We start from the raw sequence: 23,858 nt of genomic DNA, 5'->3' as shown, positions 1-23,858 counted from the left end.
CGGCTGCGCGGTGCAAGTTCCCCGATTGCAAAGCAATGGAAAAGAAGCTGTTCCAGCATCTTGAGGAATAGCTCGATGGGCATGAAGCGGGCAGGCCAATGCGGACAGCAGATTGCCCGAGACCCGAACACGCAGCGGGCCGCGCACGGCATCGCGCACGGTACGGCGCGGCGTTCAATCCACAGGTGGCGTGGCATTGCGCGGGCTGGCTTTCCGGATCGCCTCGGCCAGGTCCAGCATCAGTTTCAGCCCGCCACGTCCGGCCACGCTGCCTTGCTGCGGACCATAGGCCGCCATCGACACGACATGGCCATTGATCAGGAAGGCCCCGCGCCATTGCCGGGGATCGGCGGCCTCGACCAGGCGATCACCGCCGCTGGCCAGATGCAACATGCGCACATCCGAGCGCTGCGCGACCTCGATCACACTGCCAGAGCCGAAGTCCCGCGCCAACTCCTGCACATCCGGCAGGTCGGCCCCTTCAAAGGGCGCGATGGTCACGGTCAGCACGCCGAGGGCAGCGCGGCTGGAAGACAGCCCGCTCAGCAGATCGCAACGGGCCAGCATGGCAAAGGCGCTGCCGTCGCCATTGCGGATCGAGTCGCGTTCGACGCAATAGCCGCGCGGGCCCTTCACCACGACATTGCCGCCGACCAGCCCCACCGCGGCGACGCCGCTGCCGCCCGACTTTTGCCCCGAGGACACGAACCCCAGCGAGTCATCCCCCTGTGGCGCCTCTGCACAGCCCGCCAGCAGCCCGATGCCAAGAAGGCCCGCAACCATCACGCCGCGCAGGCGCCGCACCGGGCGGCGGGCCACCCCACCGACCGGCCGCGGCGCCGCGGAACGCCCGGCAGCCATAGATCTATAGATCCGCATAGACATGTTTTTCGGCCTTGCCGCCCGGATGGGTCACTGCGCCCAGCCGGGTCGAGCCGACCTGCCGGGCATATTTCCACAAGGCACCAGAGGCATAGATCGTCTCGCGTGGGCCGGTCCAGGCGGCCTTGCGGTCGGCCAGGTCGGCGACAGAGAGATCGGCATCAATGGTGCCGCTGATCGCGTCGATGGTGATGATATCGCCGTCCCGAAGCAGGGCGATGGGGCCGCAATGGGCGGCTTCGGGGCCGACATGGCCGACGCAGAAACCCCGCGTCGCCCCGGAAAAGCGCCCGTCGGTGATCAGCGCCACCTTCTTGCCCATGCCCTGACCGGACAGGGCGGCGGTGGTTGCCAGCATCTCGCGCATGCCGGGCCCGCCCGCAGGACCTTCGTTGCGGATCACGATCACGTCGCCTTCGGCGTAGGCGCGTTGCTGGACCGCCTCGAAGGCGTCCTCTTCGCATTCAAAGACCCGAGCGGGGCCGGTAAAGACCTGCTGTTCAGGGCTCATGCCCGCGACCTTCACGATGGCGCCTTCCGGGGCAAGGTTGCCCTTCAGCCCGACGACCCCGCCGGTGGCGGTGATCGGCGCGTCGATGGCATGGATGACCTTGCCGTCGATCTTGCGGGTGATGCGGTCGATTTCCTCGCCGATGGACAGGCCGCTGACGGTCAGGCAATCGCGGTGGATCAGCCCGGCGCGATCCAGTTCCTTCAGCACCACGGGGATGCCGCCGGCATCGAACAGATCCTTTGCCACATAGTCGCCGCCCGGTTTCAGGTTCACGAAATACGGCGTTTCGCGGAAGATGTCGCAGACGTCGAACAGGTCGAAGTCGATCCCCGCCTCATGGGCGATGGCCGGCAGGTGCAGCCCGGCGTTGGTCGACCCGCCGGTGCAGGCCACGACGCGGGCGGCATTGATCAGCGATTCCTTCGTCACGATGTCCCGGGCGCGGATGTTGCGTTCCACCAGCGCCATGACCGCCTGACCCGAGGCCTCGCCATATTGATCGCGGCTTTCGTAAGGGGCCGGCATTCCGGACGAATTCATCAGCGCCAGCCCGATGGCCTCAGAGACGCAGGCCATGGTGTTGGCGGTGAACTGGCCCCCGCAGGCCCCGGACGACGGACAGGCCACCCGTTCGAGCATATCCAGAGCGGCGCTCGACATTGCCTGGTTCTGGTGCCGCCCGACCGCTTCGAACATATCCTGCACGGTCAGGTCGCGGCTGCGGAAATCCTCGGGGATCTCGTCGACCTGGGGCGCCTTGCCCGGCAGGATCGACCCGCCGTAGATGAAGACCGAGGGCACGTTCAGCCGCACCATGGCCATCATCATGCCCGGCAGCGACTTGTCGCAACCCGCAAGGCCGACGATGGCGTCGTAGCAATGGCCACGCATGGTCAGTTCGACCGTGTCCGCAATGGCTTCGCGCGAGGCCAGAGAGGACCGCATGCCTTCGTGACCCATGGCGATGCCGTCGGTGACGGTGATCGTGGTGAATTCCCGTGGCGTGCCTTCGCCGGCCTTCACCCCCATCTTCACCGCCTGAGCTTGACGGTTCAGCGAAATATTGCAGGGCGCGGCCTCGTTCCAGCAGGTGGCGACGCCGACCAGGGGCTGATGGATCTCGGTCTCGGACAGGCCCATGGCGTAGAGGTAGGACCGATGCGGTGCCCGCGCCGGGCCTTCGGTGACGTGACGGCTGGGCAGCCGCGCCTTGTCGAATTTCGTCATCTGGCGATCCCTCCCCCGATACAACCGACCCGAAGCGCGCACAGAGGCGCCCCGAGCCGTGAAAAATGGCTGAAAAGGGCATAAGACAGCCATTGGCGCGGTACAAGACGGGGCGGTTGGCGGGCTGGGCTGGTTTCTGCCGGACGTCCGGGGCCGGAGGACAGCGGCCCCGAAGCCCCCGGAACGGCCAAAGGTCGCATTCGGCGGCGATTGCCCCCATCGCAGCAGAGAGATAGCTTGCCGCCATGACACCGCCCCCCGCCCGCGCACCGCTGCCAGAGCTTTGGACCGACGCCCCCGTTGCCCTGTGGCGCACCGGGCTGGGGTTCATCCTGTTCGCCCTCTTCTATGTCGCGTTCAGCGCGGTATGGTTTCTGGCCATGCCCCAGCCGCAGGATCCGCAGGGGCTGACCCTGACCATGCTGGGGTCCTTCATCGTGGCGATCCTGGCGGTGGCCCTGATGATGCGTACCCTGCACCAGCGCCCCCTGGTCCGGCTGATCGGCACGCCCGATATCGCCCTGCGCCAGGGGCTGCGCTGTTTCGGTGCGGTGATGCTGATGCTCGGGCTGGTCTGGATGATGCCGCTGCCGCGTGACCTGACCCCGATCCGCTACATGAGCCTGCCCGACTGGGCCCGGCTGCTGCCGTTGGCCCTGCCGCTGCTGATGATCCAGGTCAGCGCCGAGGAACTGTTGTTTCGCGGCTACCTGCAATCCCGTCTGGCGGCGCGCTTTGCCAGTCCGGCGATCTGGGCGCTGCTGCCCTCGGTCCTGTTCGGCGCGCTGCACTTCCAGAGCTCGGCCGGGGACAACGGCTGGCTGTTCGTGCTGACGGCCACGGTCTTTGGCCTCGCGGCGGCGGATCTGACCCGGCGCAGCGGCACGTTGGGGCCGGCAATCGCGTTGCATCTGGCCAACAACATCTTCGGCGTGCTGCTGCTGGCGCTGCCCGACGGGCTGGGCGGGCTGGCGTTGTTCCACCTGCCCGTGGCCTCTGCCGATCCGGCCCTGCGCCCCTTCATTCCCATCGACCTTGCGACGACGCTGGTGCTGTGGCTGACCGCCCGGCTGGTGCTGCGGCGATGACCGCGCCCTGGTCCGCGCCCAGCATCCCGGCCTATGCGGCGCACGAAAGCTTTGTCGCCCCGGCGCGCTATCGTTGCCAGATCGGGCGGTTGCTGATCGGTATCCTTCTGGCGGAGCTTCTGTTCGCCTTCGGCATGTCGGGGCTGGACCGGCTGCTACTGCGGGTCTCGCCCAGCCTGGCCGATGCGGTCTATTACGGCGACACCGGCGTCGCGCTGATCCTGCAATTGCTGTCCTTCGGGATGCTCGGCCTGGCCCTGATGCTGATCGTGACCCGGCTGCACCTGCGCCGCCCGGTCAGCCTGTTCGGCCCCTGGGACCGGATGCGACTGATGTTCCCGGCCTTTTTCGGCGCCGCCGCTGTCTATGTCCTGATCCAGATCCTGCCGCCCTGGATCGACTTCCATGGGATCGAGAGCCACCGCAACATTGCCGCCTGGATCGCCCTGCTGCCCTTTGCCCTGCTGGCCCTGCTGGTGCAGACGGGCGCGGAAGAGATGTTTTATCGCGGCTATATCCAGCAGCAGATCGCCGCCCGCCTGCCCGATCCGCGGGTCTGGCTGATCCTGCCGAACCTGCTGTTCGCCTGGGTGCATTGGGAACAAGGCGCCGAGACGGTGGACAACCTGCGCTATGTGATATGGGCCTTCTGCTTTGGCCTTGCCTGCAGCGACCTGACCGCGCGCAGCGGATCGCTTGGGCCCGCAATCGGGTTGCACATGGCCAACAACGCCTATGCCTTCCTGTTCTTCGCCGATGCCGGTGCCCTTGATTCCGGGCTGGCGCTGTTCCTCTACCCCGAACTGACCCTGACCGAACCGCAGGACACCATCGACGCCATCGGTCCGGTTGTCACGCCGCAACTGCTGATGGAACTGGCCCTGATCCTTGTCGCCTGGCTTGCCACGCGACTTGCCATAAGGCGCTGATTGCATTCCGCGCCGCCGCCCCTTATCTGGGGGGCCTAATCGAAACCGGGGGAACGCCGCCGATGAACTGGATCACCAACTACGTCCGGCCTCGAATCAATTCGATCTTTGCGCGCCGGGATGTGCCCGAGAACCTTTGGTCCAAGTGCGACAGCTGCGGCACCATGCTGTTCCACCGCGAGCTCAGCGACAATCTGAATGTCTGTCCAAGCTGCGGCCACCACATGGCGATCTCGCCGCGCCAGCGGTTCCAGTCGCTGTTCGACGGCGGAATCTTTACCGAGGTCGACATCCCCGAGCCGGTGCATGACCCGCTGCAGTTCCGTGACCAGAAACGCTATCCCGACCGGATGCGGGCGGCGCAGAAGAAGACCGGCGAAGACGAAGCCATGCTGGTGGCCGAAGGCGACATGGGCCGCGCGCCCGTGGTTCTGGCCGCGCAGGACTTCAGCTTCATGGGTGGCTCCATGGGGATGTTCGTCGGCAATGCGATCATCGCCGCCGCCAAACGCGCCGTCGAACGCAAATGCCCGCTGATCCTGTTCTCGGCCGCCGGGGGCGCCCGGATGCAGGAAGGCATCCTGTCGCTGATGCAGATGCCGCGCACAACCGTGGCCGTGCAGATGCTGAAGGAAGCCGGCCTGCCGTATATCGTCGTGCTGACCCACCCCACCACCGGGGGCGTCACCGCCAGCTACGCAATGCTGGGCGATGTCCATATCGCGGAACCCAACGCGCTGATCTGCTTTGCCGGGCCGCGCGTCATCGAACAGACGATCCGCGAAAAGCTGCCCGAGGGCTTCCAGCGCGCCGAATACCTGCTTGATCACGGGATGCTCGACCGGGTGACCCCGCGCACCGAGATGCGGAACGAGCTGATCACCATCACCCGGATGCTGACCGGCCTGCCGCCTGCCGTCGCCGGCGACCTGCCGCCCCCCGCCCCCCTGCCCGAGATCGAAGCCGAGGCCGATCAGGCTGATGCCCCCGCCCCGGTCGCCGCCGATCTGGCCCGCGACATGGGCACGCCCGAGACCGGGACCGCCACCAGCGACAAGCCGAAAGCAGCAGCCAAACCGGTTGAGACCCCCTCTGCCAAACCTGCCGCCGCGAAAGCCAAAGACAAGCCGTGAGCGACGGATCTTCCGATGCGCTGCTGGACCGGATGATGCAGTTGCATCCGAAGGTCATCGACCTGGTGCTGGACCGGGTCTGGCGCCTGCTTGCCGCGCTGGACCATCCCGAAGACCGCCTGCCGCCGGTCATCCACCTGGCGGGCACGAACGGCAAGGGCTCGACCCAGGCGATGCTGCGCGCCGGGATAGAAGGCGCGGGCCAAAGCACCCATGCCTATACCTCGCCCCACCTTGTGCGATTTCACGAACGCATCCGTCTGGCAGGAGAACTGATTTCCGAAGACGCCCTGTCGGCGCTGCTGGATGAATGCCTGGCCGCCAATGGCCCCGATGCGATCACCTATTTCGAGATCACCACCTGCGCCGCCCTGCTGGCCTTTGCCCGCACCCCGGCCGATTGGTGCCTGCTGGAAACCGGCCTTGGCGGGCGCCTGGATGCGACCAATGTCGTCGCCCGGCCCGCGCTGACGGTGATCACGCCGATCTCCATGGATCACGAAAGCTTTCTCGGGGACACGATCGCGCAGATCGCCGCCGAAAAGGCCGGCATCCTGAAGCCCGGCGTGCCCTGCATCGTCGGCCCCCAGCAGCCCGAAGCGCTGGAGGTGCTGGAAACCCGCGCCGCCGAAACCGGCGCGACGCTGCTGGTCCATGGTCAGGACTGGCAGGTCTGGAGCGAACATGGCCGGATGGTCGTTCAGGACCTGAACGGGTTGCTCGACCTGCCGCTGCCCAACCTGCCCGGCGCGCATCAGTTGCAAAACGCCGGGGCCGCCGTGGCCGCCCTGCGTCATCTGGGTTTTGACGCCGCCGCCTGCGAAGCCGCCGTGACACAGGCTGAATGGCCCGCCCGCCTGCAACGACTGCGCAAGGGGCCGCTATGCGACAGCGCCCCGGGGATCGAACTGCTGCTGGACGGCGGCCACAACCCCGCAGCCGGCGCGGCGCTTGCCGCCCATCTGACCAGCCTGCCCGCGCGGCCCACCCATATGATCTGCGGCATGCTCAACACCAAGGACGTGCGCGGCTACCTGCGCCCGCTTACCCCGAAGATCACCAGCCTGCAGGCCGTGTCGATTCCCGGTGTCACCGCCACGCTCAGCGCTGCAGAGACCGCCACCGCCGCCCGCGATTGCGGATACGAGGCCAGCGAAGCCGCCAGCGTCGAAGCGGCCCTTGCCGCCATTCAGGCCAGCGACCCAACGGCGCGCGTGCTGATCTGCGGATCTCTTTACCTTGCGGGTACCGTGCTGGAGGCCAACGGCTAGGCCGATCCGGCCTGCCCGGGGGCCCTTGCCCGAATTTTCTTCACGTCAACTGGGGCGTGTAAGGCGCTGTTCCGAATCGGCTTTCCGAATCACCCAGACCGCAGTCCGGGCTGACTGGCGGAAAACGATTCGGTTTCGGTTGACCGATTCGCCTCGATTCGGCTAACCTTTCAATAGAAACAAGACATTCTCCAGACGACGCCGACCTCCGAGACAGCAGACAACCGGTGTGACGCGACCTACGGCACTTGGGACCATCGGGCAAAAAACAGGGGGTCGGTTCAACGACCCCCTTCCTTTGCGCCCCCCAGGGACCCACGTTCAGTCCCGGACCTCAGCCTGCATCCGCATCCCGGCCCCAGTCCTTGTCCTGCATTTCGCGCAGGCGGCTTGCGGTGCGTTCGAATTCAAACACCCCCTCACCTTCCAGATACAGGCTTTCAGGGTCGTCGGCCGCCGAACAGATCAGCCGCACCTGCGCTTCGTAAAGGGCATCGACCAACGTCACGAAGCGCTTGGCCTCGTTGAAGTTCGACCGCCCCAGACAGGGGATATTCTCGAGCACCAGAACCTTGACCGCGCGGGCCACCGAAAGGTAGTCGCCCGGCCCCAACATGGCCCCGCACAGATCGTGAAACTGCGCCCGTGCAACGCCATTGCGATAGGCGGGCAGCACGACCTCGCGCCCCTTTACGGTCAGCACCAGCGGCGCGGCATCACCGCCCGTAAGATCCTGCCAGATCGCGTCGATCTTGCGCCGCGCCTCGGCATCGGCAGGGGCGAAATAGACCTGCCCGCCTTCCAGCCTGTTCTGCCGGTAGTCATGCGGGCTGGCCAGTTCATGCACCACAAGGCGTTCCTTGATCAGTGCGATGAAGGGCAGGAAAAGCTGCCGGTTCAGCCCGTTCTTGTAAAGATCGTCCGGCACCCGGTTCGACGTGGTCACGATCACGACCCCGGCGGCAAACAGCGCCTCGAACAGGCGGCCGACGATCATCGCATCGGTGATATCGGTGATCTGCATCTCGTCGAAGGCCAGCACCTTGACGCTTTGCGCGATGCCAGCGGCGACCGGGGCCAGGCTGTCTTCGGTATTGGCCTTGCGGGCCTCGTTCAGCCCTTCGTGGATTTCCTGCATGAAGGCATGGAAATGCACCCGGCGCACCGGCACGTCGAGGCTTTCGACGAACAGATCCATCAGCATCGACTTGCCCCGTCCGACCCCGCCCCAAAGGTACAGCCCCCGGACCGGCTCGGGTGGCTTGGCCTTGCGGAACAGGCCGCGCCGGGCGGGTTCCGGGGCAGCGGCAAGCGCGGCCTCGATGCGGTCGAATTCCGGCAGGACACTTTCCTGCGCCGGATCGGGCCGGATCGTGCCATCGGCGACGCGGGTGCGGTAAAGCTCTGACATGCGGGTGCTCATGACGCTTGGATAGCCCGAGGCGCGCGCGGTGGAAAGATGCCAATGGCGCGCTGGCGGCCCGAGGTCACGATCCGGAATGTGGCAGATCACAAAGTCACGATTGACGGGCGGAATCCGAGCAGTAGCCTTTGCGGGCGTTCAAAGGATCCCCCATGCCCCCTGCCCCCCGCCTGATTTCCCCGGTGCTGATCGCCGGTTGCCTGATCATCATGGTCAGCTTTGCCATCCGCGCCAGTTTCGGCGTCTTCCAGATCCCCATCGCGGCCGAATTCGGCTGGGCGCGGGCGGATTTCTCGCTTGCCATCGCCATCCAGAACCTGGCCTGGGGCATCGGGCAGCCCTTCTTCGGGGCCTTCGCCGAAAAACTGGGCGACCGCCGCGCGATCATCCTTGGCGCGCTGGTCTATGCCGCCGGGCTGGTCGCCTCGTCCTTTGCGGTGACGCCACAGGCTCATTGGGGGCTTGAGGTGCTGGTGGGTTTCGGCATCGCGGGCACCGGGTTCGGCGTCATCCTGGCGGTGGTGGGCCGGGCAGCCGCGCCGCAGCATCGCTCCATGGCACTGGCCATTGCCACGGCGGCGGGATCGGCGGGGCAGGTCTTTGGCGCGCCGGCGGCCCAGTGGATGCTGGGGATGATGCCATGGCAGTCGGTCTTTCTGGTCTTTGCCGCAGCGATCCTGGCGGTGCTGCTGGTCCTGCCGCTGATGCGCGTCCCGGCCCCGGCCCCGAAATCCGAATTGGAGGAAGGCCTGGGCCAGATCATCACCCGCGCCCTGCGGGACCCGACTTTCGCGATGATCTTCATCGGGTTCTTTTCCTGCGGCTATCAGCTGGGCTTCATCACCGCGCACTTTCCGGCCTTCGTGACCGAACTTTGCGGCCCCATCGCGCCGGGCGGCATACTGGCATCGCTCGGGATCACCTCGACCTCGGCGCTTGGGGCGGTGTCGATTTCGGTCATCGGCGTGATGAACGTGGTCGGCACCCTGATGGCGGGCTGGCTGGGCAACCGATACACCAAGAAATACCTGCTGGCGGGGATCTACGTGCTGCGCACCCTGGTCGCGGCCTGGTTCATCCTGATGCCGATTACGCCTGTCACCGTGCTGGTGTTTTCGGCGGTGATGGGGTCGCTCTGGCTGGCGACCGTGCCGCTGACATCGGGGTTGGTCGGCTATATCTACGGCATGCGCTACATGGGCACGCTTTACGGGATCGTCTTCTTCAGCCACCAGTTGGGCGGTTTCATGGGCGTCTGGCTGGGCGGCAAGTTGTACGACATCAACGGGGATTACACGCTGGTCTGGTGGGTTGGCGTCGGGGTCGGGGCGCTGTCGGCCATCATCCACCTGCCGATCCGCGAAAAGCCATCGCCCATGCCACAGCCAGCCTGACCAACGCCCCGCGCGCCGGTCCAATCCGACGCGCGGGCTTTCGGCTCAGGCCGCTTCGTCTTCGGTCAGGAAGCCATCGGCGACAAGCCGGGCGGCGAACCCTTCGGGGCCTTCAAAGTGATGCGTCTGCCAGCCCCGCGCGGCGGCGGCGGCGATATTGTCGGCCCGGTCGTCGGTGAACAGGATCTCGGCCCCGCTCAGCCCTGTGCCGTCCTCCAGAATCTCGTAGATCCGGACGTCGGGCTTGATGACCCCGAGGTGCCCCGAGATGAAGGGCTTGTCGAATTCGCCGAGGAAATCATAGGCCCCCTGCGCGATGTCGAAAGTGCCGATGCCGAAATTCGACAGGGCATGAACCGGCACGCCCTTGCCGCGCAACCGGCGCAACAGGCGTACCGAATGCGGGATGGCGGGCGAGGCCATCTTCAGCCAGTCACCATGCCACATGCGGATTTCATCCGCCCATTCGGGGTTTTCAGCGGCAAGGCCCTCGGTCAGCAGGGCCATGTCGGCGCCCCGGTCGACCTCGTCGTTCATGCCAAGCAGATCGACGCTGTCAAACAGCGCCTTGCGCCGGTCCACCCCGATCTTGGCGTCATAATGCCGTTCGGGGTTCCATTCGATCAGCACGTTGCCGATATCGAAAACCACGGCCTTGGCCTGTGTACTGCTCATGTTCTGTCCATCACCTTCTGAAAATCTGTCACTGTCTTTAAAATCGTCGTCGCGGACCGCTATTCCCGCGCCTTCGCCGCGCGGACGGCCCGTTCCAATGCGTCCAGAAAACGGGACCGGTCCGCCTTTGTAAAGCCGCGCCCGCCGCCCTGCCGGAACGGATCGGCGGCGCGCAGATCGGCCATCAGATCACGCATCGCCAGTTGCTGACCGATATTGGCACCGGTGAATCGCTCGCCATTGTGGCGCAGGCACTCGGACCCGGCCTCGACGCATTTGGCGGCCAGGGGAATGTCACCGGTGATCACCACGTCGGCGGGGCCGCAGCGGTCGGCGATCCACTTGTCCGCCTCGTCCGGGCCATCGGGGACGATGACGCTTTCCACCAGCGGGTTGGCAGAGGGCCGCAGCCCGCCATTCGACACCAATTTCATCACCAGCTTGTGCCGCGTGGCCACGCGTTCGATTTCGGCTTTGACTGGGCAGGCGTCTGCATCGACATAGATTATGCTCATGCGCGCGCATCATCACCGCACTACCGGGCGCGTCAAGCCCGTGCTTGCACAGACTGACGGGCCGGAACACTTGCTGCAAGCCAAGGAACAGGACAATGTATTCTGGATCAAGCCGGAGGACCTCTTGACAACGTGCATCCTGCAGAAGCGCCGGGGGCGGAAATACGACCAGGTCCTGCAAGGCGCGCGTGACGTGTTCCTGCGGGATGGCTATGACGGCGCCAACGTGGATGAAATCGCCCGTGTGGCAGCCGTCTCCAAGGCGACGCTCTATAATTATTTCCCCGACAAGCGGCTGCTGTTCCTTGAGGTCGCGCGGCAGGAATTCAGCCAGCAACCCGAAGCCGCGGGCTGCATCGTGCAACCCGACCTTGCCCCGCGCGCGATGCTGGAGCTTGCCGCCGGTCGGATCGTTGCGACCTGTACCGCGCCACTGTCGGTCGCGATCTTCCGACTTTGCATCTCCGAGGCCGAGCGGTTCCCGGACCTTGCCCGCGACTTTTACGAACAGGGTCCGCTGATGGCCCAGAACATGCTGTCAGGCTATCTGGAACAGGCCGTGGCGCGCAGAGAACTGGTGATCGACGACATACCGCTGGCCGCCAACCAGTTCCTGGAATTGTGCAAGGCCGGGATCTTTGCCCGCCAGATGCTGTGCCCCGGCACCGAAATCGACCCCGATCTGGCCGACAAGGTGGCCCACGAAGCGGTCGAGACCTTCCTGGCCCGCTACGGCAAGGAAGACCGCGAACAGGCTGCGGTCCCCGCGTCCCGCACCGCCGCCGAGTAATCCGCGCCCGCCGCCATCTCGATCACGGGTCCTGATCGTGCTGACACGGGAACGGGCCGATGCCATTCGCCCGGCCTGTCCCCATTGTCTTTTGCCTTTCGGCCTCGTTTGTCTTTCGACAAGGCCCCCGGCCCGCCGCAAGACCGCGTCTATTTCACGCGAAAGGCTTTGTGACAGGTGCCGCAGGTACCCGCCACGCTGCCGAACCCGGCCTTGAGCGTGTCCAGCGACGACGGATCAAGACCCTCTGCCGCGACTTCCAGCGCCTCGGCGTTGGCGACGAAATCGCTCCAGTTGGTCCAGATATCCGGGCTGGCCTCGGATTCGGGATCCATAGCCTCGGCTTCGAAGGTGCTCGGGATCTTGCCGGCGATCCCGATCACCGCAAGTTGCGAGGCCTGGGCCACGTCGGCGTCGAAATCCGTCTTGCCCTGTGCCATTCCGGCAAGCGCGCCGAAATTGTCACGCAGGTCTTTCATGAGGTCCATGCGGGCCTTCACGTCTTCGTTCTGCACCTCGCTATGGGCCAGCGCCGCCCCGGCGAGCACCGCGGCGGCTGTCGAGATCGTCAGCAATTTCCGGTTCATCTGAAAACTCCATGTTGGAACCCGCCCAGCATACCTGCATCCCGTGTCACGAGAACCCGTATCGACTCCTTCTCACGAAAAGATTAGATACGAGAACATAAAGAGAACATGCCTGCCCCCTTTTCAGATCGCTCCGATGCCCCGTCCAAGCCGCATTCTTTCGCTCTGGTTTCCCCGTCTCGGGGCGGATCGCGTATTGCGGCGCATGGGGGCGGCGCAGGATCTGCCCCTGGCGGTGGTGGAGCAGCGCGGAAATCTTCAGATCATCAGCAGCTTGTCCGCCGCCGCCGAGGCGCGGGGGCTGCGGCTGGGGATGCCGCTGCCCGATGCGCTGGCGATGTATCCCGATCTGGTGACCCGGTCCCGCCATGTCCCGGCCGAGACGAATCAGCTCGCCGTGCTGGGCCGCTGGGCCGGCCGGTTCTCTCCCTGGGTGGGGGAAAGCGGGGGCGACGGGCTGATGCTGGACATCACCGGCTGCGCCCATCTTTTCGGCGGCGAAGTCGCGCTGCTGGAACAGGTCGAAGCCGATTGCGCGCGACTGGGGATCACGCTGCGCGCGGCCATCGCGGATACGCCGGGTGCGGCCTGGGCGATGTCGCGCTATGCCGGGCGCGATGGGGCCGCGCTGCGCCCCGAAGGCCACGGCGGCGATGCGGTCGATATCGAGGCCCGCGCCACCCGGTCGCGGGCGGCGCGCAAACGGCAATGGGAACGCGGCGGGGCGCGTCCGCCCACCGCGCCACCGCCCGAGGCAGCGCAGCGGATTCAACCGGCCGGGCACGGGTATGACGTGCTGGCGCCGCTGCCGCTGGCCGCCCTGCGCATCGGCCCCGACCTGGTCGAAGCGCTGAGCCGCGTCGGCCTGCGCCGCATCGGCGATCTGATCGGCCAGCCACGTGCGCCCCTGGCCCGGCGCTTTGGCCAGCCGTTAATCCGGCGGCTGGATCAGGCGCTTGGCCATGTCCATGAACCGGTTTCCCCCGAGCGCCACCGGCCGGCCTTTTCCGTGCGTCTGACCCTGCCCGACCCGATCGGGCTGGAGGCCGACCTGCTGGCCGGGATCGACCGGATGTTGCCCCGGCTGTGCGACATGCTGCGCAGTTCCGGCAAGGTCCCCCGGCTGATCCGGCTGGAGGCCTGGCGCAGCGACGGCAGCATGCAATGGGTCGCCGCCGGCCTTGCCCGTCCCGCCGCCGAGCCCGACCGCATCCGCCCCCTTCTGGCGATGAAACTGGCTGAAATCGAGGCCGGCTTCGGCATCGACATGCTGCGCCTTGTCGCCGCCCAGATCGAAGACCCGTCCCGCGCCGCGCCCCCCGGTCACCCCGGCCTGACCGGCGCGGATGGCGGCGGCAATGGTCCGGCCCTGCGCGATCCGTTCCTGGCAAGAGAAGACCTGATGGCCCGTCTTGGCGCGCGCCTGGGGATGGAGGCGATCACCCGGCAGCACCCCGTCGCCTCGCATATCCCCGAAAAGACCGCTCAGACGCTGGCCGCGGCCTGGTCCGAAGCCGCGCCCGAATGGACCGGCCCGGGCAAGCTGCGCCCCCTGCGCCTGTTCCGGCCCGAGATGGTTACACCGCTTGGCCCGCAGCCCGATTTCCCCCGCGCGCCCCCTGCACGGTTCCGCTGGCGAGGGCGCGTGTTGCAGGCTTGTGGCGCCGGAGAGCGGGAACGCATCGCGCCGGAATGGTGGCTGGAGGATCCGCTGTGGCGGTCCGGCACGCGGGATTACTGGCTGGTGTTGACCGTCAGCGCAGAGCGGCTCTGGCTGTTCTATGCCCATGGGGGTGCCGTCTCGGGCGGGTGGTTCTGCCAGGGGCGGTTCGCGTGATGACAGGGGGCAGGCCTGCGCATCGGGGCGGCAAAGCGGCCGGAAGCGGGAGAGCCTGACCAATGCGACGGAAATCACCCTTGATTTCGGTCGAGGCTGGGCGCAGGATTTTGCCATGACGCTGCAATCCACGCCTCCGGGTCCCGGATCCTCTGCGGTGCAGGTGGCGTTCCACCGCACCGAACTCAACGTGATCCTGTCCCTGTACGGCAGGATGGTCGCCGCGGGCGAATGGCGCGATTATGGCATTTCCAGCCTGTCGGACATGGCCGTGTTTTCGATCTTCCGGCGCACGGCAGAATATCCGCTCTACCGGATCGAGAAGCGCCCGAAGCTGCGCAACAAGCAAGGCATGTACGCGGTGGTCAGCATGGACGGACAGGTGATGCGCCGCGGGCATGACCTGAAAACCGTGCTCCGGGTGCTGGAACGCAAGCTGATTCGGGCGGTGGACTAGGCGCTGAACGCGGGATCACACCATCGGCTACCGGAGAGACGGTCACCGGTGGAGCGGCGGGGGCTCCGCCCCCACGCCCACCGACCGCTCGATGCGGTCAGTGGGCGTTCCCCCGGGATATTTCGAACAGGGAAACGATCAGCTGGGATCAAGGCGGCGGCGGGCGGTGACCAGCCCGTCGCCGGCCGCTTCGATACGTTCAATGGCGGCCGCGAGGCCTTCGTGGGCGACGCTCATCGATCCGGCATTGGCGTGCAGGATCAGGTCCTGCGCCACGACCCAGGCCACATGGCCCTTCCAGAAGATCAGGTCTCCGCGGCGCAGGGGGGCGTCGGGGGCGAGGTCATGGCCCAGTTCGCGCGCCTGCATGTCGCTGTCACCGGGGCAGGCCCGGCCCAGCATTTGCAGCGGTAGCTGCACGAGGCCCGAACAATCGATGCCGAAGGCCGAATTGCCCCCCCAGAGGTAGGGCGTACCGAGGAGCGTTTCGGCAAGCGTGACCGGGTCGGTGACGGGCGAATTGGCCAGCGGGGACAGGTGTTGCCGCGGGATCCAACCCTGGTGAGTTTGCGCGAAATCGCCCTGCCAGTCCGTGACGGCGATGCGGGATCCCATTGAAAGCGCCGCGATGTCCGGGCTTTTGAGATCCGGCGAGCTGTAGATCTGGCTGGAGCGGGCCGTGAGCAGGTGGCTGGGCGACAGGCTGGCACCTGTCAGCGCGGTTTGCGCGACATAGCCGGTGTAGCCATCGGTGTGAGCTTCCACAAAGGCCCAGCCCTGATGGATTTCGTAGACGGTCAGCGCCGCGCCGAGCAGAAGTTGACGGTCGCGGGCGCCATCCGGGGTGCGGCAGAGGTCTGCCACCGGGATAACGATACTGTCGCTTTGGCCGGCCGTGAATTCGGGCGCGGCGCCAGACATTTCGGCGATTTGGTCCTTCAGACGCGCGGCGGCCACGCGGGCATTCGCCGGCCAGCGGCGGCGGTCCGGGGAGGTCATAGTCCCAGCAGCCCCGGCAGCGCGGAGAACAGCGCGCGGGCGCCTTGCCCGGCCCCGCCCTTGCTGCGCCCCGGCTTGTCTGTCGGCGACCAGCCGTAGATGTCGAAATGGGTATAGCGCGACCCCGTCCCGGCAAAACGGCGCAGGAAGAGCGCGGCAGTGATCGACCCCGCAAAGCCGCCCTTCGGCGCGTTGTCGAGATCGGCAATGCCCGGTTCGATCATCGCCTCGTAAGGGTCATGGAAAGGCATGCGCCAGACCGGGTCGGCGGCCAGGTCTCCGGCCATCGACAGCGCGCCGGCGACGTCCGGATCGTCGCTGTAGAAGGGGGCCAGATCGGGGCCGACCGCCACCCGTGCCGCGCCGGTGAGCGTGGCGAAAGAGACCATCATGTCGGGCGTTTCCTCGGCCCCGAGCGCCAGGGCATCGGCCAGGACCAGGCGGCCTTCGGCGTCGGTATTGTTGATCTCGACCGTAAGACCGTTGCGCGCCGTCAGGATGTCGCCCGGGCGGAAGGCATCGCCGTCGATCGCGTTTTCCACCGCCGGGATCAGCACCCGCAGGCGCACCGGCAGGTCGCGCGCCATGATGACCTGCGCCAGGCCCAGCACCGTCGCCGCGCCGCCCATGTCCTTTTTCATCAGGCCCATGGAGGCCCCCGGCTTGATATTCAGCCCCCCGGTGTCAAAGCAGACCCCCTTGCCCACCAGGGTCAGCGCCGGACCGCTGTCGCCCCAGCGCATATCGATCAGGCGCGGCGCGCGACCCGGTCCCGCCGCCCGACCGACCGCGTGGATCATCGGATAGTTCCCCTCCAACAGCGCATCGCCTTCGAGGACCGAGATCTGGGCGCCGAAATCTTCGGACAGGGTGCGTGCGGCGGCTTCCAGATCCGCCGGGCCCATGTCGCTGGCCGGGGTGTTGATCAGGTCGCGGGTCAGTACCTCGCCCGCGGCAAGGGCCTCGACGCGGGCGGCGTTCACGCCGTCGGGCGCAACCAATTCCGCGCCGAAGCGGCCTTGGTCGCGGTAACGCGAGAAACGGTAACCGGAAAGCAGCCAGCCGAGGGATTCAATCTCGGCCGCCTCAGCAGGCAGACCAGAGGCGATCCGGTAAGTTCCGGCGGGCAAGGCGCCGGCTGCGGCCGCCAGCCAGAACCGGCCCCGCGCGCGTTTGCCCGCATCGCCATATCCCACCAGCGCCATTGCCGGAGCACCGTCCGGTCCCGGCACAAGGCAGGACTGCGACAGCGCGCCGGCAAAGCCGCTGGCACGGATCCAGGTGACGGCAGCCGCGTCCTGACCTTCCAGAAAGCCCTCCAAAGCCGAGGATTCGATGACATGCAGCGGCAAACCCGCTGAGGTATCAGAGGCGAAGGTCAGGGCGTTGGAGCGGTCCATGGAAAATCTCTTGCAAGGGCTGTTGACCCCAGCCTAGTCCCGCCTGCCCGCGCTGCAAGGGGGATTGCACCCGCGCCGCCGCGTGGCAGCCTTAAAGGTGCACGCCCTGCAGGTCCCAGACGGCCGTCAGCGATTGTTCTCCGACGCGCAGGAGCCGGGCAAGGGTGGCCGCCAGGGCGACGAAATCGTCGTCGTCGATACATTGCGTCACATCCTGCGCCACGCGGGCCAGGGCGTTCATTCCGATCTGCTCGGCCATAGCGACCAAACTACGCGATGATTTGCGCATCTCGGCGCGACGGCCCTGACGAAACAACCGCTCCGTATGACCCAGACGCAGGGCGATCTCTTCCATGGCGCGGCACAGCACGTCCTCTGCGCCCGCTTCGCCAAGCTGAAAGTATAGCGCCTCCAGCCGGTCGGGATCGAGCCTCACGGCTTCCTGCTGAACAAGAACCAACACATGTTCCAATGTTTCCACACCCTTATTCCAATGCCCCCACGGCAGAAGCATATTGGCGCCGTGAAGTTCCCAAATCCTTGCCCCGCGGCTTCCAGGGGGCGGAAAAACCGGTGGCATTTGGGGCAGTTTTTCCGTGGATTTGCCTTGGATTTTCAGCAAGGCCCGCCGGGTCGGGCGCCAATCAACGGCCCCATGCCGGCTACTGAAGGGGAGCGAAGCCCGAGAAAGGCCCGATTTCACCGCAGGTTATCACGGGAACCCCCGTGCCGCGCTTTTCGCATTTCGCCGCGCGTCGCAGAAGACTATAACGTCCCGAGGCATGAACAAATCGCGGAGCCCCCGATGGACAAGGCCAAACCTCTTCCCAGTCTTCTGGTCCAGCGCTACCATGGCTGGAGAGCGACCTCCTATATGGAAAACAAGGCCTGGTATCGCCGCCTGGCGGACGAAGGCCAGCGCCCCAAGACGATGATCATTTCCTGTTGTGACAGCCGTGTGCATGTCACCGGCATCTTTGGTGCCGATCAGGGGGAATTCTTCATTCACCGCAATATCGCCAATCTTGTGCCGCCTTACCTGCCAGACGGCCAGCAGCACGGCACCTCGGCGGCGCTGGAATACGCGGTGACCGCCTTGAAGGTGGCGCATGTGGTGGTGATGGGCCATTCCGCCTGTGGCGGCGTGCAGGGCTGTCTGGACATGTGTTCCGGCCGCGCGCCGGAACTGGAAGAGAAAAGCTCTTTCGTCGGGCGCTGGATGGATCTGCTGCGCCCCGGCTACGAACGGGTCAAGGATCTGGACGGTTACGACGCGCAACGCGCCGCGCTGGAACGCGAGGCGGTGCTGGTATCGCTGGAAAACCTGATGACCTTCCCTTTCGTGGCCTCGCAGGTCGATGCCGAGAACCTGTCGCTGCACGGTCTGTGGCACGATATCGGCAATGGCACGGTGGAGCAGTTCCTGCCGGCGCAGAACGCCTTCCGACCCATCTGACGGCGTGCCGGGGGCGACTGCAGGCCAGCGCCCCCGGCTGATCCCCCTATTGCAGGACCTTGTCCGCCGGCCAGCTTGCCTCGTAGCTTAGCGTCACGTCGCGCTCGGCCTCGGGGGCCAGGTCGAAGTGCCATTCCAGCAGCCCGCGCCTGCCGTCGGGGTCAGTTACCCCCGGCATCGGATCTGCCTGCCAGTTGATGGTAAGGTCCTGCTGTTCGGAATAGGGCACCTGATCCATCAGGCGTACCGGCCAGGCCCGGTCGGTCAGGTTGCGCAGGCGCAGTGTCACGGTTTCGTTCAGCTTGCCCGAACGGCGCAGAAGGCCTTCGTCGCCTTCGCTGCGATCCTCGACCACCCGCGACAGGCGCAGCCCGTCCAGCGGGCCAAAGGACCAATCCGCGTCCTCTCCTGCCGGCAACAGAGGGATCGTGCGGCGACCCGCATAGGTGCCATCGACGAAGAACTGCGCGGCATTGGTGGGCAGAAGGGCCTCGCCCGTGTCATTGCGGAAACCGGCCACCAGATAGGCAATATCATCCAGCATCGGCACCGCGCGGGCATAGAGATCAGGGGTCAGATCCTTCTGCCCCATGTCCAGACGCAGCGCATCGGCCCCAGAGGCGACGCTGACCGCACGGGGGAATTCATAGGTCATGGTTATGCCGTTGTCGGCCACGGGTGCGGCGACAAAGGCTTCGTCCATCAGCGCCCCGGCCTTGGCCGTGTTCAGCCGTTGCAGAGGCATCGGCGCAGGCCCCGGATCCCCGATCCGCAGCGGCGTCGGCCAAAGCTCGCCCGGTTCGGTCTGCCCCGAAGGCCGCGCGGTGGACAGGTGCAGGGTGACGTCGGACCAGTCCTCGCCCGTCGATTGGGTGATCTGGGCGGCGCGGGTAACGCTCAGCGCCGGGGCCTCGTCATCTGTAGAGAGGTTGAAATCATAGGCCGGTTGCCAGCCGGCGCCGCCGGTCAGGTAGGAGAGGCCAAGCTGACCCGAAATGGGGGCATCGGCGTGGATCTCGACCGTCAGCCAGGCGCGGTCGGGGTCTTCGGTCTGCAGGGCAGCGAGGGCCGTGCGCGCAAGGTCCAGGTCCGTTTCCAGCGGGTCGATCTCTTCGCGGATGGTGCGGGCGCGCTGCCGGGCGGCTTCGGCCTCTTGCCGGGCTTTCAGCCCTTCGTCGGAGACAAGCGCCAGCAAATCGCGCAGGGCCGCAGGATCCTGCGGCGTGTCGCCGGTGGCCATGCGAGACAGGAAATCAACGCGGGCCATCGCGGCCTCGGCCTGCAGGTCCTCGGCACGGGCGCGATCCTGCACCCCCTCGATCTGCGCCTCCAGCGCGGCGATCCGGTCGCGGGCGGCGGTGATGGCGGCGCTGTCCTCGGCGTTGCGGGGCGGGACGAAATCATCGCGGTAGGCCACCGCGCCCAGCACCCCGGCGCTGCCGCTGACGCGCAGGCCCGAGGGGTCGATCATCGGCACATCGGTCAGGATCAGACGGTGATCCCCCGCCGGAAGATCATAGCTGACCGCGCGCCGGACCGTCGCCGCATCGGGAAACAGCGTGACCGAGGTGATGGCCGACCGCAGGGTGAAATCTTCGGCCCAGGCAAGGCCTGGGAAGGCAAGGACCAGCGCGCCGAGGGCAGCGCCGGGTACAAGGCGGATCTGGGAAATGGGGGCTTTCATGTCTCTCCTCGCGACTTTGGGCCATGATGGGCATGGAACGCCCCGCCTGCCAATGACAGTTCCGTGCAACTGGCGCGAGACCGCCTGCCCGGCGCATTCAGGCCCCCGCGCCATGCGAAAAGGGCGCCCCCGAGGGGACGCCCTTTAGCAGGTCCGGCACTGACAGCGACCTCAGCCCTTCTTCAGCACTTTCGCGCCTAGGGTCTCGGCGATCTGAACCGCGTTCAGGGCCGCGCCCTTGCGCAGGTTGTCCGAGACGACCCAGATGTTCAGCCCGTTATCCAGCGTCGAATCCTGGCGGATCCGGCTGATGAAGGTGGCGAAATCGCCGACGCATTCGATCGGGGTGACGTAGCCGCCGTCTTCGCGCTTGTCGATCACCATGCAACCCGGCGCTTCGCGCAGGATGTCGCGGGCTTCGGCTTCGTCGAGGAAGTCCTCGAACTCGATGTTGATGGCTTCGGAATGCCCGACGAAGACCGGCACGCGAACGCAGGTCGCGGTGACCTTGATGTTCTTGTCGATGATCTTCTTGGTCTCGGCGACCATCTTCCATTCTTCCTTGGTCGAACCGTCTTCGAGGAAGACGTCGATATGCGGAATCACGTTGAAGGCGATCTGCTTGGGATAGACATCCGAGCTGTAGTTGTCGGTCGGGTTGTAGATCGCCTTGGTTTCATCCCAAAGCGTATCGATGCCTGCCTTGCCCGAACCGGAAACCGACTGGTAGGTCGAAACCACGACGCGCTTGATCTTCGCGCGGTCATGCAGCGGCTTCAGCGCCACAACCATCTGCGCGGTCGAACAATTCGGGTTGGCTATGATGTTCTTCTTGGCATAACCCAGCACGGCATCCGGGTTCACTTCCGGCACGACCAGCGGCACATCCGGATCGTAGCGGTAGAGAGAACTGTTGTCGATCACGACACAGCCCGAGGCCGCGGCCTTGGGGGCGTATTTCTTTGTCGGGCCGGAGCCGACCGCAAAGAGCGCGATATCCCAGCCGGTGAAATCGAAGGTGTCCAGATCCTGGGTCTTCAGGGTCTTGTCGCCAAAGCTGACTTCGGTCCCCAGCGACTTCCGGGATGCGAGCACGGCGATCTCGTCCACGGGGAAGTGGCGCTCGGCCAGGATGTTCAGCATTTCGCGGCCCACATTGCCCGTGGCTCCGGCGACGACGACTTTATAGCCCATAATGAATGACTCCTTTCAATCAGGACGCGGGTCCATACCGCATGAGGCAACGGGTTGAAAGGGTATTGCGGTGATACGCGATATCAAGGCGGGTGATGGAATGGGGGCAGCGGACGGGGTTTCCGCCACGCTGCCCCCCGTTTTCAGGTCAGATGCAGCGCCCGCCATCCACGGTCATGCACAGGCCGGTGACCATCCCCGACTCCGGCGAAGCCAGGAAGACCGCCGCATCGCCGATGTCCTGCGGCGTGGTGAACCGCCCGATCGGGATGGTGGACAGGAATTTCGCCCGGACTTCGGGCGTGTCCTGCCCCATGAAGCTTTGCAGCAGCGGCGTTTCCCCGGCTACCGGGCAGATCGCGTTCACGCGGATGCCCTTCGGCGCCAGTTCCACCGCCATGGATTGCGTCACCGTGTTCACCCACCCCTTCGAGGCATTGTACCATGTCAGGTTCGGCCGCGGAGAAATCGCGGCAGTGGACGAGACATTGATCACAGCGCCCCCCCGTTCGGCCATGCGCGGTACCAGAAGCTGTGCGGCATGGAAGATCGCCTTCATGTTGACCGCGAAGATCCGGTCAAAGTCCTCCTCGGTCACGTCCTGCATCGGTTGCGGCAGATGCGTCACTCCGGCGTTGTTCACGAGGATATCAACCGGCCCCAACTCGGCCTCGGCGCGGTCGAACATCGCCTCCAGCGCGTCCCGGCTGGCCACGTTGACGCCCATGCCGATGCCACCGATCTGGGCGGCCACCGCATCGGCCTTGTCGCCCTGCAGATCGACCACCAGCACCTTTGCGCCTTCTTCCGCGAACCGCCGCGCGATCCCTTCGCCAAAGCCCTGTGCCGCGCCGGTCACCACCGCCACCTTGTCCTTCAGACGCATTGTCATGCCTCCCCCCTTCTGATCCGCATTCTTGTGAAAACCCTACCCATGGAAGGCCGCGACAGTCTTGAGCGCGGTAAACCCGTAAAGCGCCTCGAACCCCTTTTCGCGGCCGTGGCCCGATTTTCCGACGCCCCCGAAGGGCAGTTCGACACCGCCCCCGGCGCCGTAATTGTTCAGGAACACCTGTCCCGCCTTCAGCGACCGCGCCAGGCGCATCTGGCGCGCGCCCTCGGCGCTCCAGACCGAAGCGACAAGACCGTAGTCGGTGCCATTGGCCAGGGCGACGGCCTGTTCTTCGCTATCGAAGGGGATGATCACCTGAACGGGCCCGAAGATCTCGGACCGGGCAAGGGTGTGATCGCCTGAAACCCCGGCAAAAAGCGTCGGCGCCACGTAATAGCCGCCGTCGGGCAGATCGTCCTCAAGGCGCGCCTGCCCGGCAACCTCAAGGTCCGCGCCCTGTGCCATCCAGCCCTCCACAAGGCTCTTCTGGCGGGCCGAGATCAGCGGGCCGACGTCCAGATCCGACACCGCCGGCCCGACCCGCAGCGCGGCATAGCGGGCGGCCATGCGTTCGACGACCTCGTCATAACGCGACGCCTCGACAAGGATGCGCGACGCGGCCGAGCAGGTCTGCCCCGCGTTCTGGATACCGGCCCCGACAAGGAACGGCAGCGCCGCGTCCAGATCCGCATCGCCAAAGACCAGCTGGGGCGACTTGCCCCCCAGTTCCAGCGTCACCGGCACCACGTTGGCCGCTGCTGCCGTCTGCACCGCCGCGCCCGTGGCGACCGAACCGGTAAAGCTGAGGTGCTGCACACCGGGATGGGCCGACAGGGCCGCGCCCGCTTCGGCGCCAAGGCCCGGCACGACATTCAGCACGCCATCTGGCAGGCCGGCGTCGCGGGCCAGATCGGCAAAGGCCAGCGCCGTCAGGCAGGCATCCTCGGCCGGTTTCAGCACGCAGCAGTTCCCCGCCGCCAGTGCCGCCCCGACCGAACGTCCGATGATCTGCATCGGGTAGTTCCAGGGCACGATATGCCCCGTGACCCCATGCGGTTCGCGCAGGGTGTAAACGGTGTAGCCGTCGAGATAGGGAATGGTTTCGCCCAGCAGCTTGTCCGCCGCCCCGCCGTAGAATTCCAGATACCGCGCCAGGGCCACCGCATCGGCGCGCGCCTGTTTCAGCGGCTTGCCGACATCGCGGGCCTCGATCATGGCAAGGGCCTCGACCCTTTCCTGCACCAACTGGCCCAGACGCATCAGGATGCGCCCGCGTTCGGCTGCCGGAACCCGGCTCCAGCCGCCATCGAAGGCCATCCGCGCCGCCGTGACGGCGGCATCGATATCCTCGGCGCGGCCACGGGCGATCGCGCCGATTTCCTCGCCCGTCGAAGGGTCGTAAAGCGGCAGCGTGCCGCCGCCCGCCGGTGCCACCCAGGCGCCGCCGATCAGGCAACGCGACGGATCGAACCACAATTCCTGCATATTTGTCCCTCCCCGGACCAGATTGC

At 66.2% G+C, this 23,858-nt stretch carries 22 protein-coding genes; 9 read left to right on the top strand and 13 right to left on the bottom strand.

Features of this window, described 5'->3' with window-relative positions; all coding sequences use genetic code 11:
- Nucleotides 1–174 precede the first annotated feature (174 nt).
- Nucleotides 175–879 (bottom strand): hypothetical protein, encoded by a 705-nt coding sequence (locus PSAL_RS15220; RefSeq protein WP_196222798.1) that lies wholly within the window; start codon nucleotides 877–879, stop codon nucleotides 175–177.
- Nucleotides 866–2,623 carry a dihydroxy-acid dehydratase gene (ilvD, locus tag PSAL_RS15215; RefSeq protein WP_119839406.1) on the bottom strand — a complete coding sequence of 586 codons (1,758 nt, stop codon included), beginning with the start codon at nucleotides 2,621–2,623 and terminating at the stop codon, nucleotides 866–868. Before ilvD ends, PSAL_RS15220 begins: the two co-directional genes overlap by 14 nt.
- A gap of 245 nt (nucleotides 2,624–2,868) precedes the next feature.
- Here ilvD and PSAL_RS15210 point away from each other — a divergent pair, with 245 nt between their 5' ends.
- From PSAL_RS15210 to PSAL_RS15195, 4 genes are all read left to right on the top strand, one after another.
- Nucleotides 2,869–3,711 carry a CPBP family intramembrane glutamic endopeptidase gene (locus PSAL_RS15210; RefSeq protein WP_119839405.1) on the top strand — a complete coding sequence of 281 codons (843 nt, stop codon included), beginning with the start codon at nucleotides 2,869–2,871 and terminating at the stop codon, nucleotides 3,709–3,711.
- A complete protein-coding gene (locus tag PSAL_RS15205) occupies nucleotides 3,678–4,640 on the top strand; it encodes a CPBP family intramembrane glutamic endopeptidase (RefSeq protein ID WP_196941865.1) in 963 nt (320 codons plus the stop codon). Before PSAL_RS15210 ends, PSAL_RS15205 begins: the two co-directional genes overlap by 34 nt.
- Nucleotides 4,641–4,702: 62 nt before the next feature.
- Nucleotides 4,703–5,773 (top strand): acetyl-CoA carboxylase, carboxyltransferase subunit beta, encoded by a 1,071-nt coding sequence (accD, locus tag PSAL_RS15200; protein ID WP_119839403.1) that lies wholly within the window; start codon nucleotides 4,703–4,705, stop codon nucleotides 5,771–5,773.
- Between the two features lie 32 nt (nucleotides 5,774–5,805).
- Nucleotides 5,806–7,044: a bifunctional folylpolyglutamate synthase/dihydrofolate synthase gene (locus tag PSAL_RS15195; RefSeq protein WP_408004215.1), complete on the top strand. Its 1,239-nt coding sequence runs from the start codon at nucleotides 5,806–5,808 to the stop codon at nucleotides 7,042–7,044.
- Between the two features lie 334 nt (nucleotides 7,045–7,378).
- On the opposite strand, the gene zapE is transcribed toward PSAL_RS15195, so the two are convergent.
- Nucleotides 7,379–8,467 carry a cell division protein ZapE gene (gene zapE / locus PSAL_RS15190; protein WP_119839401.1) on the bottom strand — a complete coding sequence of 363 codons (1,089 nt, stop codon included), beginning with the start codon at nucleotides 8,465–8,467 and terminating at the stop codon, nucleotides 7,379–7,381.
- Nucleotides 8,468–8,619: 152 nt separating this feature from the next.
- Between zapE and PSAL_RS15185 the strand changes: the two genes are divergently transcribed.
- Complete coding sequence (locus tag PSAL_RS15185; protein WP_119839400.1) at nucleotides 8,620–9,861, top strand: MFS transporter; 1,242 nt, start codon at nucleotides 8,620–8,622, stop codon at nucleotides 9,859–9,861.
- 45 nt (nucleotides 9,862–9,906) lie between these two features.
- Here the strand turns inward: PSAL_RS15185 and PSAL_RS15180 are convergent, their stop codons facing one another.
- Nucleotides 9,907–10,536 carry an HAD family hydrolase gene (locus PSAL_RS15180; protein WP_119839399.1) on the bottom strand — a complete coding sequence of 210 codons (630 nt, stop codon included), beginning with the start codon at nucleotides 10,534–10,536 and terminating at the stop codon, nucleotides 9,907–9,909.
- Between the two features lie 59 nt (nucleotides 10,537–10,595).
- The gene (locus tag PSAL_RS15175; protein ID WP_119839398.1) at nucleotides 10,596–11,051 is read right to left on the bottom strand and encodes a YaiI/YqxD family protein; all 456 of its coding nucleotides are present in this window, start codon (nucleotides 11,049–11,051) and stop codon (nucleotides 10,596–10,598) included.
- A 124-nt stretch (nucleotides 11,052–11,175) separates the two neighbouring features.
- Here PSAL_RS15175 and PSAL_RS15170 point away from each other — a divergent pair, with 124 nt between their 5' ends.
- The gene (locus PSAL_RS15170; RefSeq protein WP_231388538.1) at nucleotides 11,176–11,841 is read left to right on the top strand and encodes a TetR/AcrR family transcriptional regulator; all 666 of its coding nucleotides are present in this window, start codon (nucleotides 11,176–11,178) and stop codon (nucleotides 11,839–11,841) included.
- A 149-nt stretch (nucleotides 11,842–11,990) separates the two neighbouring features.
- Here the strand turns inward: PSAL_RS15170 and PSAL_RS15165 are convergent, their stop codons facing one another.
- Complete coding sequence (locus tag PSAL_RS15165; RefSeq protein WP_119839396.1) at nucleotides 11,991–12,428, bottom strand: c-type cytochrome; 438 nt, start codon at nucleotides 12,426–12,428, stop codon at nucleotides 11,991–11,993.
- Between the two features lie 136 nt (nucleotides 12,429–12,564).
- Here PSAL_RS15165 and PSAL_RS15160 point away from each other — a divergent pair, with 136 nt between their 5' ends.
- Both PSAL_RS15160 and PSAL_RS15155 read left to right on the top strand, forming a co-directional pair.
- Complete coding sequence (locus tag PSAL_RS15160; RefSeq protein WP_119839395.1) at nucleotides 12,565–14,265, top strand: Y-family DNA polymerase; 1,701 nt, start codon at nucleotides 12,565–12,567, stop codon at nucleotides 14,263–14,265.
- A gap of 115 nt (nucleotides 14,266–14,380) precedes the next feature.
- Nucleotides 14,381–14,722: a DUF2794 domain-containing protein gene (locus PSAL_RS15155; protein ID WP_119839394.1), complete on the top strand. Its 342-nt coding sequence runs from the start codon at nucleotides 14,381–14,383 to the stop codon at nucleotides 14,720–14,722.
- A gap of 138 nt (nucleotides 14,723–14,860) precedes the next feature.
- On the opposite strand, the gene PSAL_RS15150 is transcribed toward PSAL_RS15155, so the two are convergent.
- The 3 genes from PSAL_RS15150 to PSAL_RS15140 form a co-directional block, all read right to left on the bottom strand.
- A complete protein-coding gene (locus PSAL_RS15150) occupies nucleotides 14,861–15,721 on the bottom strand; it encodes a C40 family peptidase (RefSeq protein WP_119839393.1) in 861 nt (286 codons plus the stop codon).
- On the bottom strand, nucleotides 15,718–17,121 hold the full coding sequence (locus PSAL_RS15145) for a leucyl aminopeptidase family protein (RefSeq protein ID WP_119839392.1): 1,404 nt from the start codon (nucleotides 17,119–17,121) through the stop codon (nucleotides 15,718–15,720). Before PSAL_RS15145 ends, PSAL_RS15150 begins: the two co-directional genes overlap by 4 nt.
- A gap of 91 nt (nucleotides 17,122–17,212) precedes the next feature.
- Complete coding sequence (locus tag PSAL_RS15140; protein ID WP_119839458.1) at nucleotides 17,213–17,593, bottom strand: hypothetical protein; 381 nt, start codon at nucleotides 17,591–17,593, stop codon at nucleotides 17,213–17,215.
- 333 nt (nucleotides 17,594–17,926) lie between these two features.
- Here PSAL_RS15140 and PSAL_RS15135 point away from each other — a divergent pair, with 333 nt between their 5' ends.
- Nucleotides 17,927–18,577, top strand: a complete 651-nt coding sequence (locus PSAL_RS15135; protein ID WP_119839391.1) for a carbonic anhydrase — start codon at nucleotides 17,927–17,929, stop codon at nucleotides 18,575–18,577.
- Nucleotides 18,578–18,623: 46 nt separating this feature from the next.
- Here the strand turns inward: PSAL_RS15135 and PSAL_RS15130 are convergent, their stop codons facing one another.
- The 4 genes from PSAL_RS15130 to PSAL_RS15115 all read right to left on the bottom strand — a co-directional run bounded on the left by PSAL_RS15130 (nucleotide 18,624) and on the right by PSAL_RS15115 (nucleotide 23,832).
- Nucleotides 18,624–20,261, bottom strand: coding sequence for a DUF4139 domain-containing protein (locus tag PSAL_RS15130; protein WP_196222796.1), 1,638 nt, complete (start codon nucleotides 20,259–20,261; stop codon nucleotides 18,624–18,626).
- Nucleotides 20,262–20,432: 171 nt separating this feature from the next.
- The gene (locus PSAL_RS15125) at nucleotides 20,433–21,455 is read right to left on the bottom strand and encodes an aspartate-semialdehyde dehydrogenase (RefSeq protein ID WP_119839389.1); all 1,023 of its coding nucleotides are present in this window, start codon (nucleotides 21,453–21,455) and stop codon (nucleotides 20,433–20,435) included.
- Nucleotides 21,456–21,603: 148 nt separating this feature from the next.
- A complete protein-coding gene (locus tag PSAL_RS15120) occupies nucleotides 21,604–22,341 on the bottom strand; it encodes a glucose 1-dehydrogenase (RefSeq protein WP_119839457.1) in 738 nt (245 codons plus the stop codon).
- 42 nt (nucleotides 22,342–22,383) lie between these two features.
- On the bottom strand, nucleotides 22,384–23,832 hold the full coding sequence (locus PSAL_RS15115; protein ID WP_119839388.1) for an aldehyde dehydrogenase family protein: 1,449 nt from the start codon (nucleotides 23,830–23,832) through the stop codon (nucleotides 22,384–22,386).
- Nucleotides 23,833–23,858: the final 26 nt, after the last annotated feature.

Source organism: Pseudooceanicola algae, assembly GCF_003590145.2.
Taxonomy (GTDB): Bacteria; Pseudomonadota; Alphaproteobacteria; order Rhodobacterales; family Rhodobacteraceae; genus Pseudooceanicola; species Pseudooceanicola algae.
The sequence above is the reverse complement of the archived record's forward strand: the minus strand, read 5'-3'. Positions and strand labels throughout refer to the sequence as shown.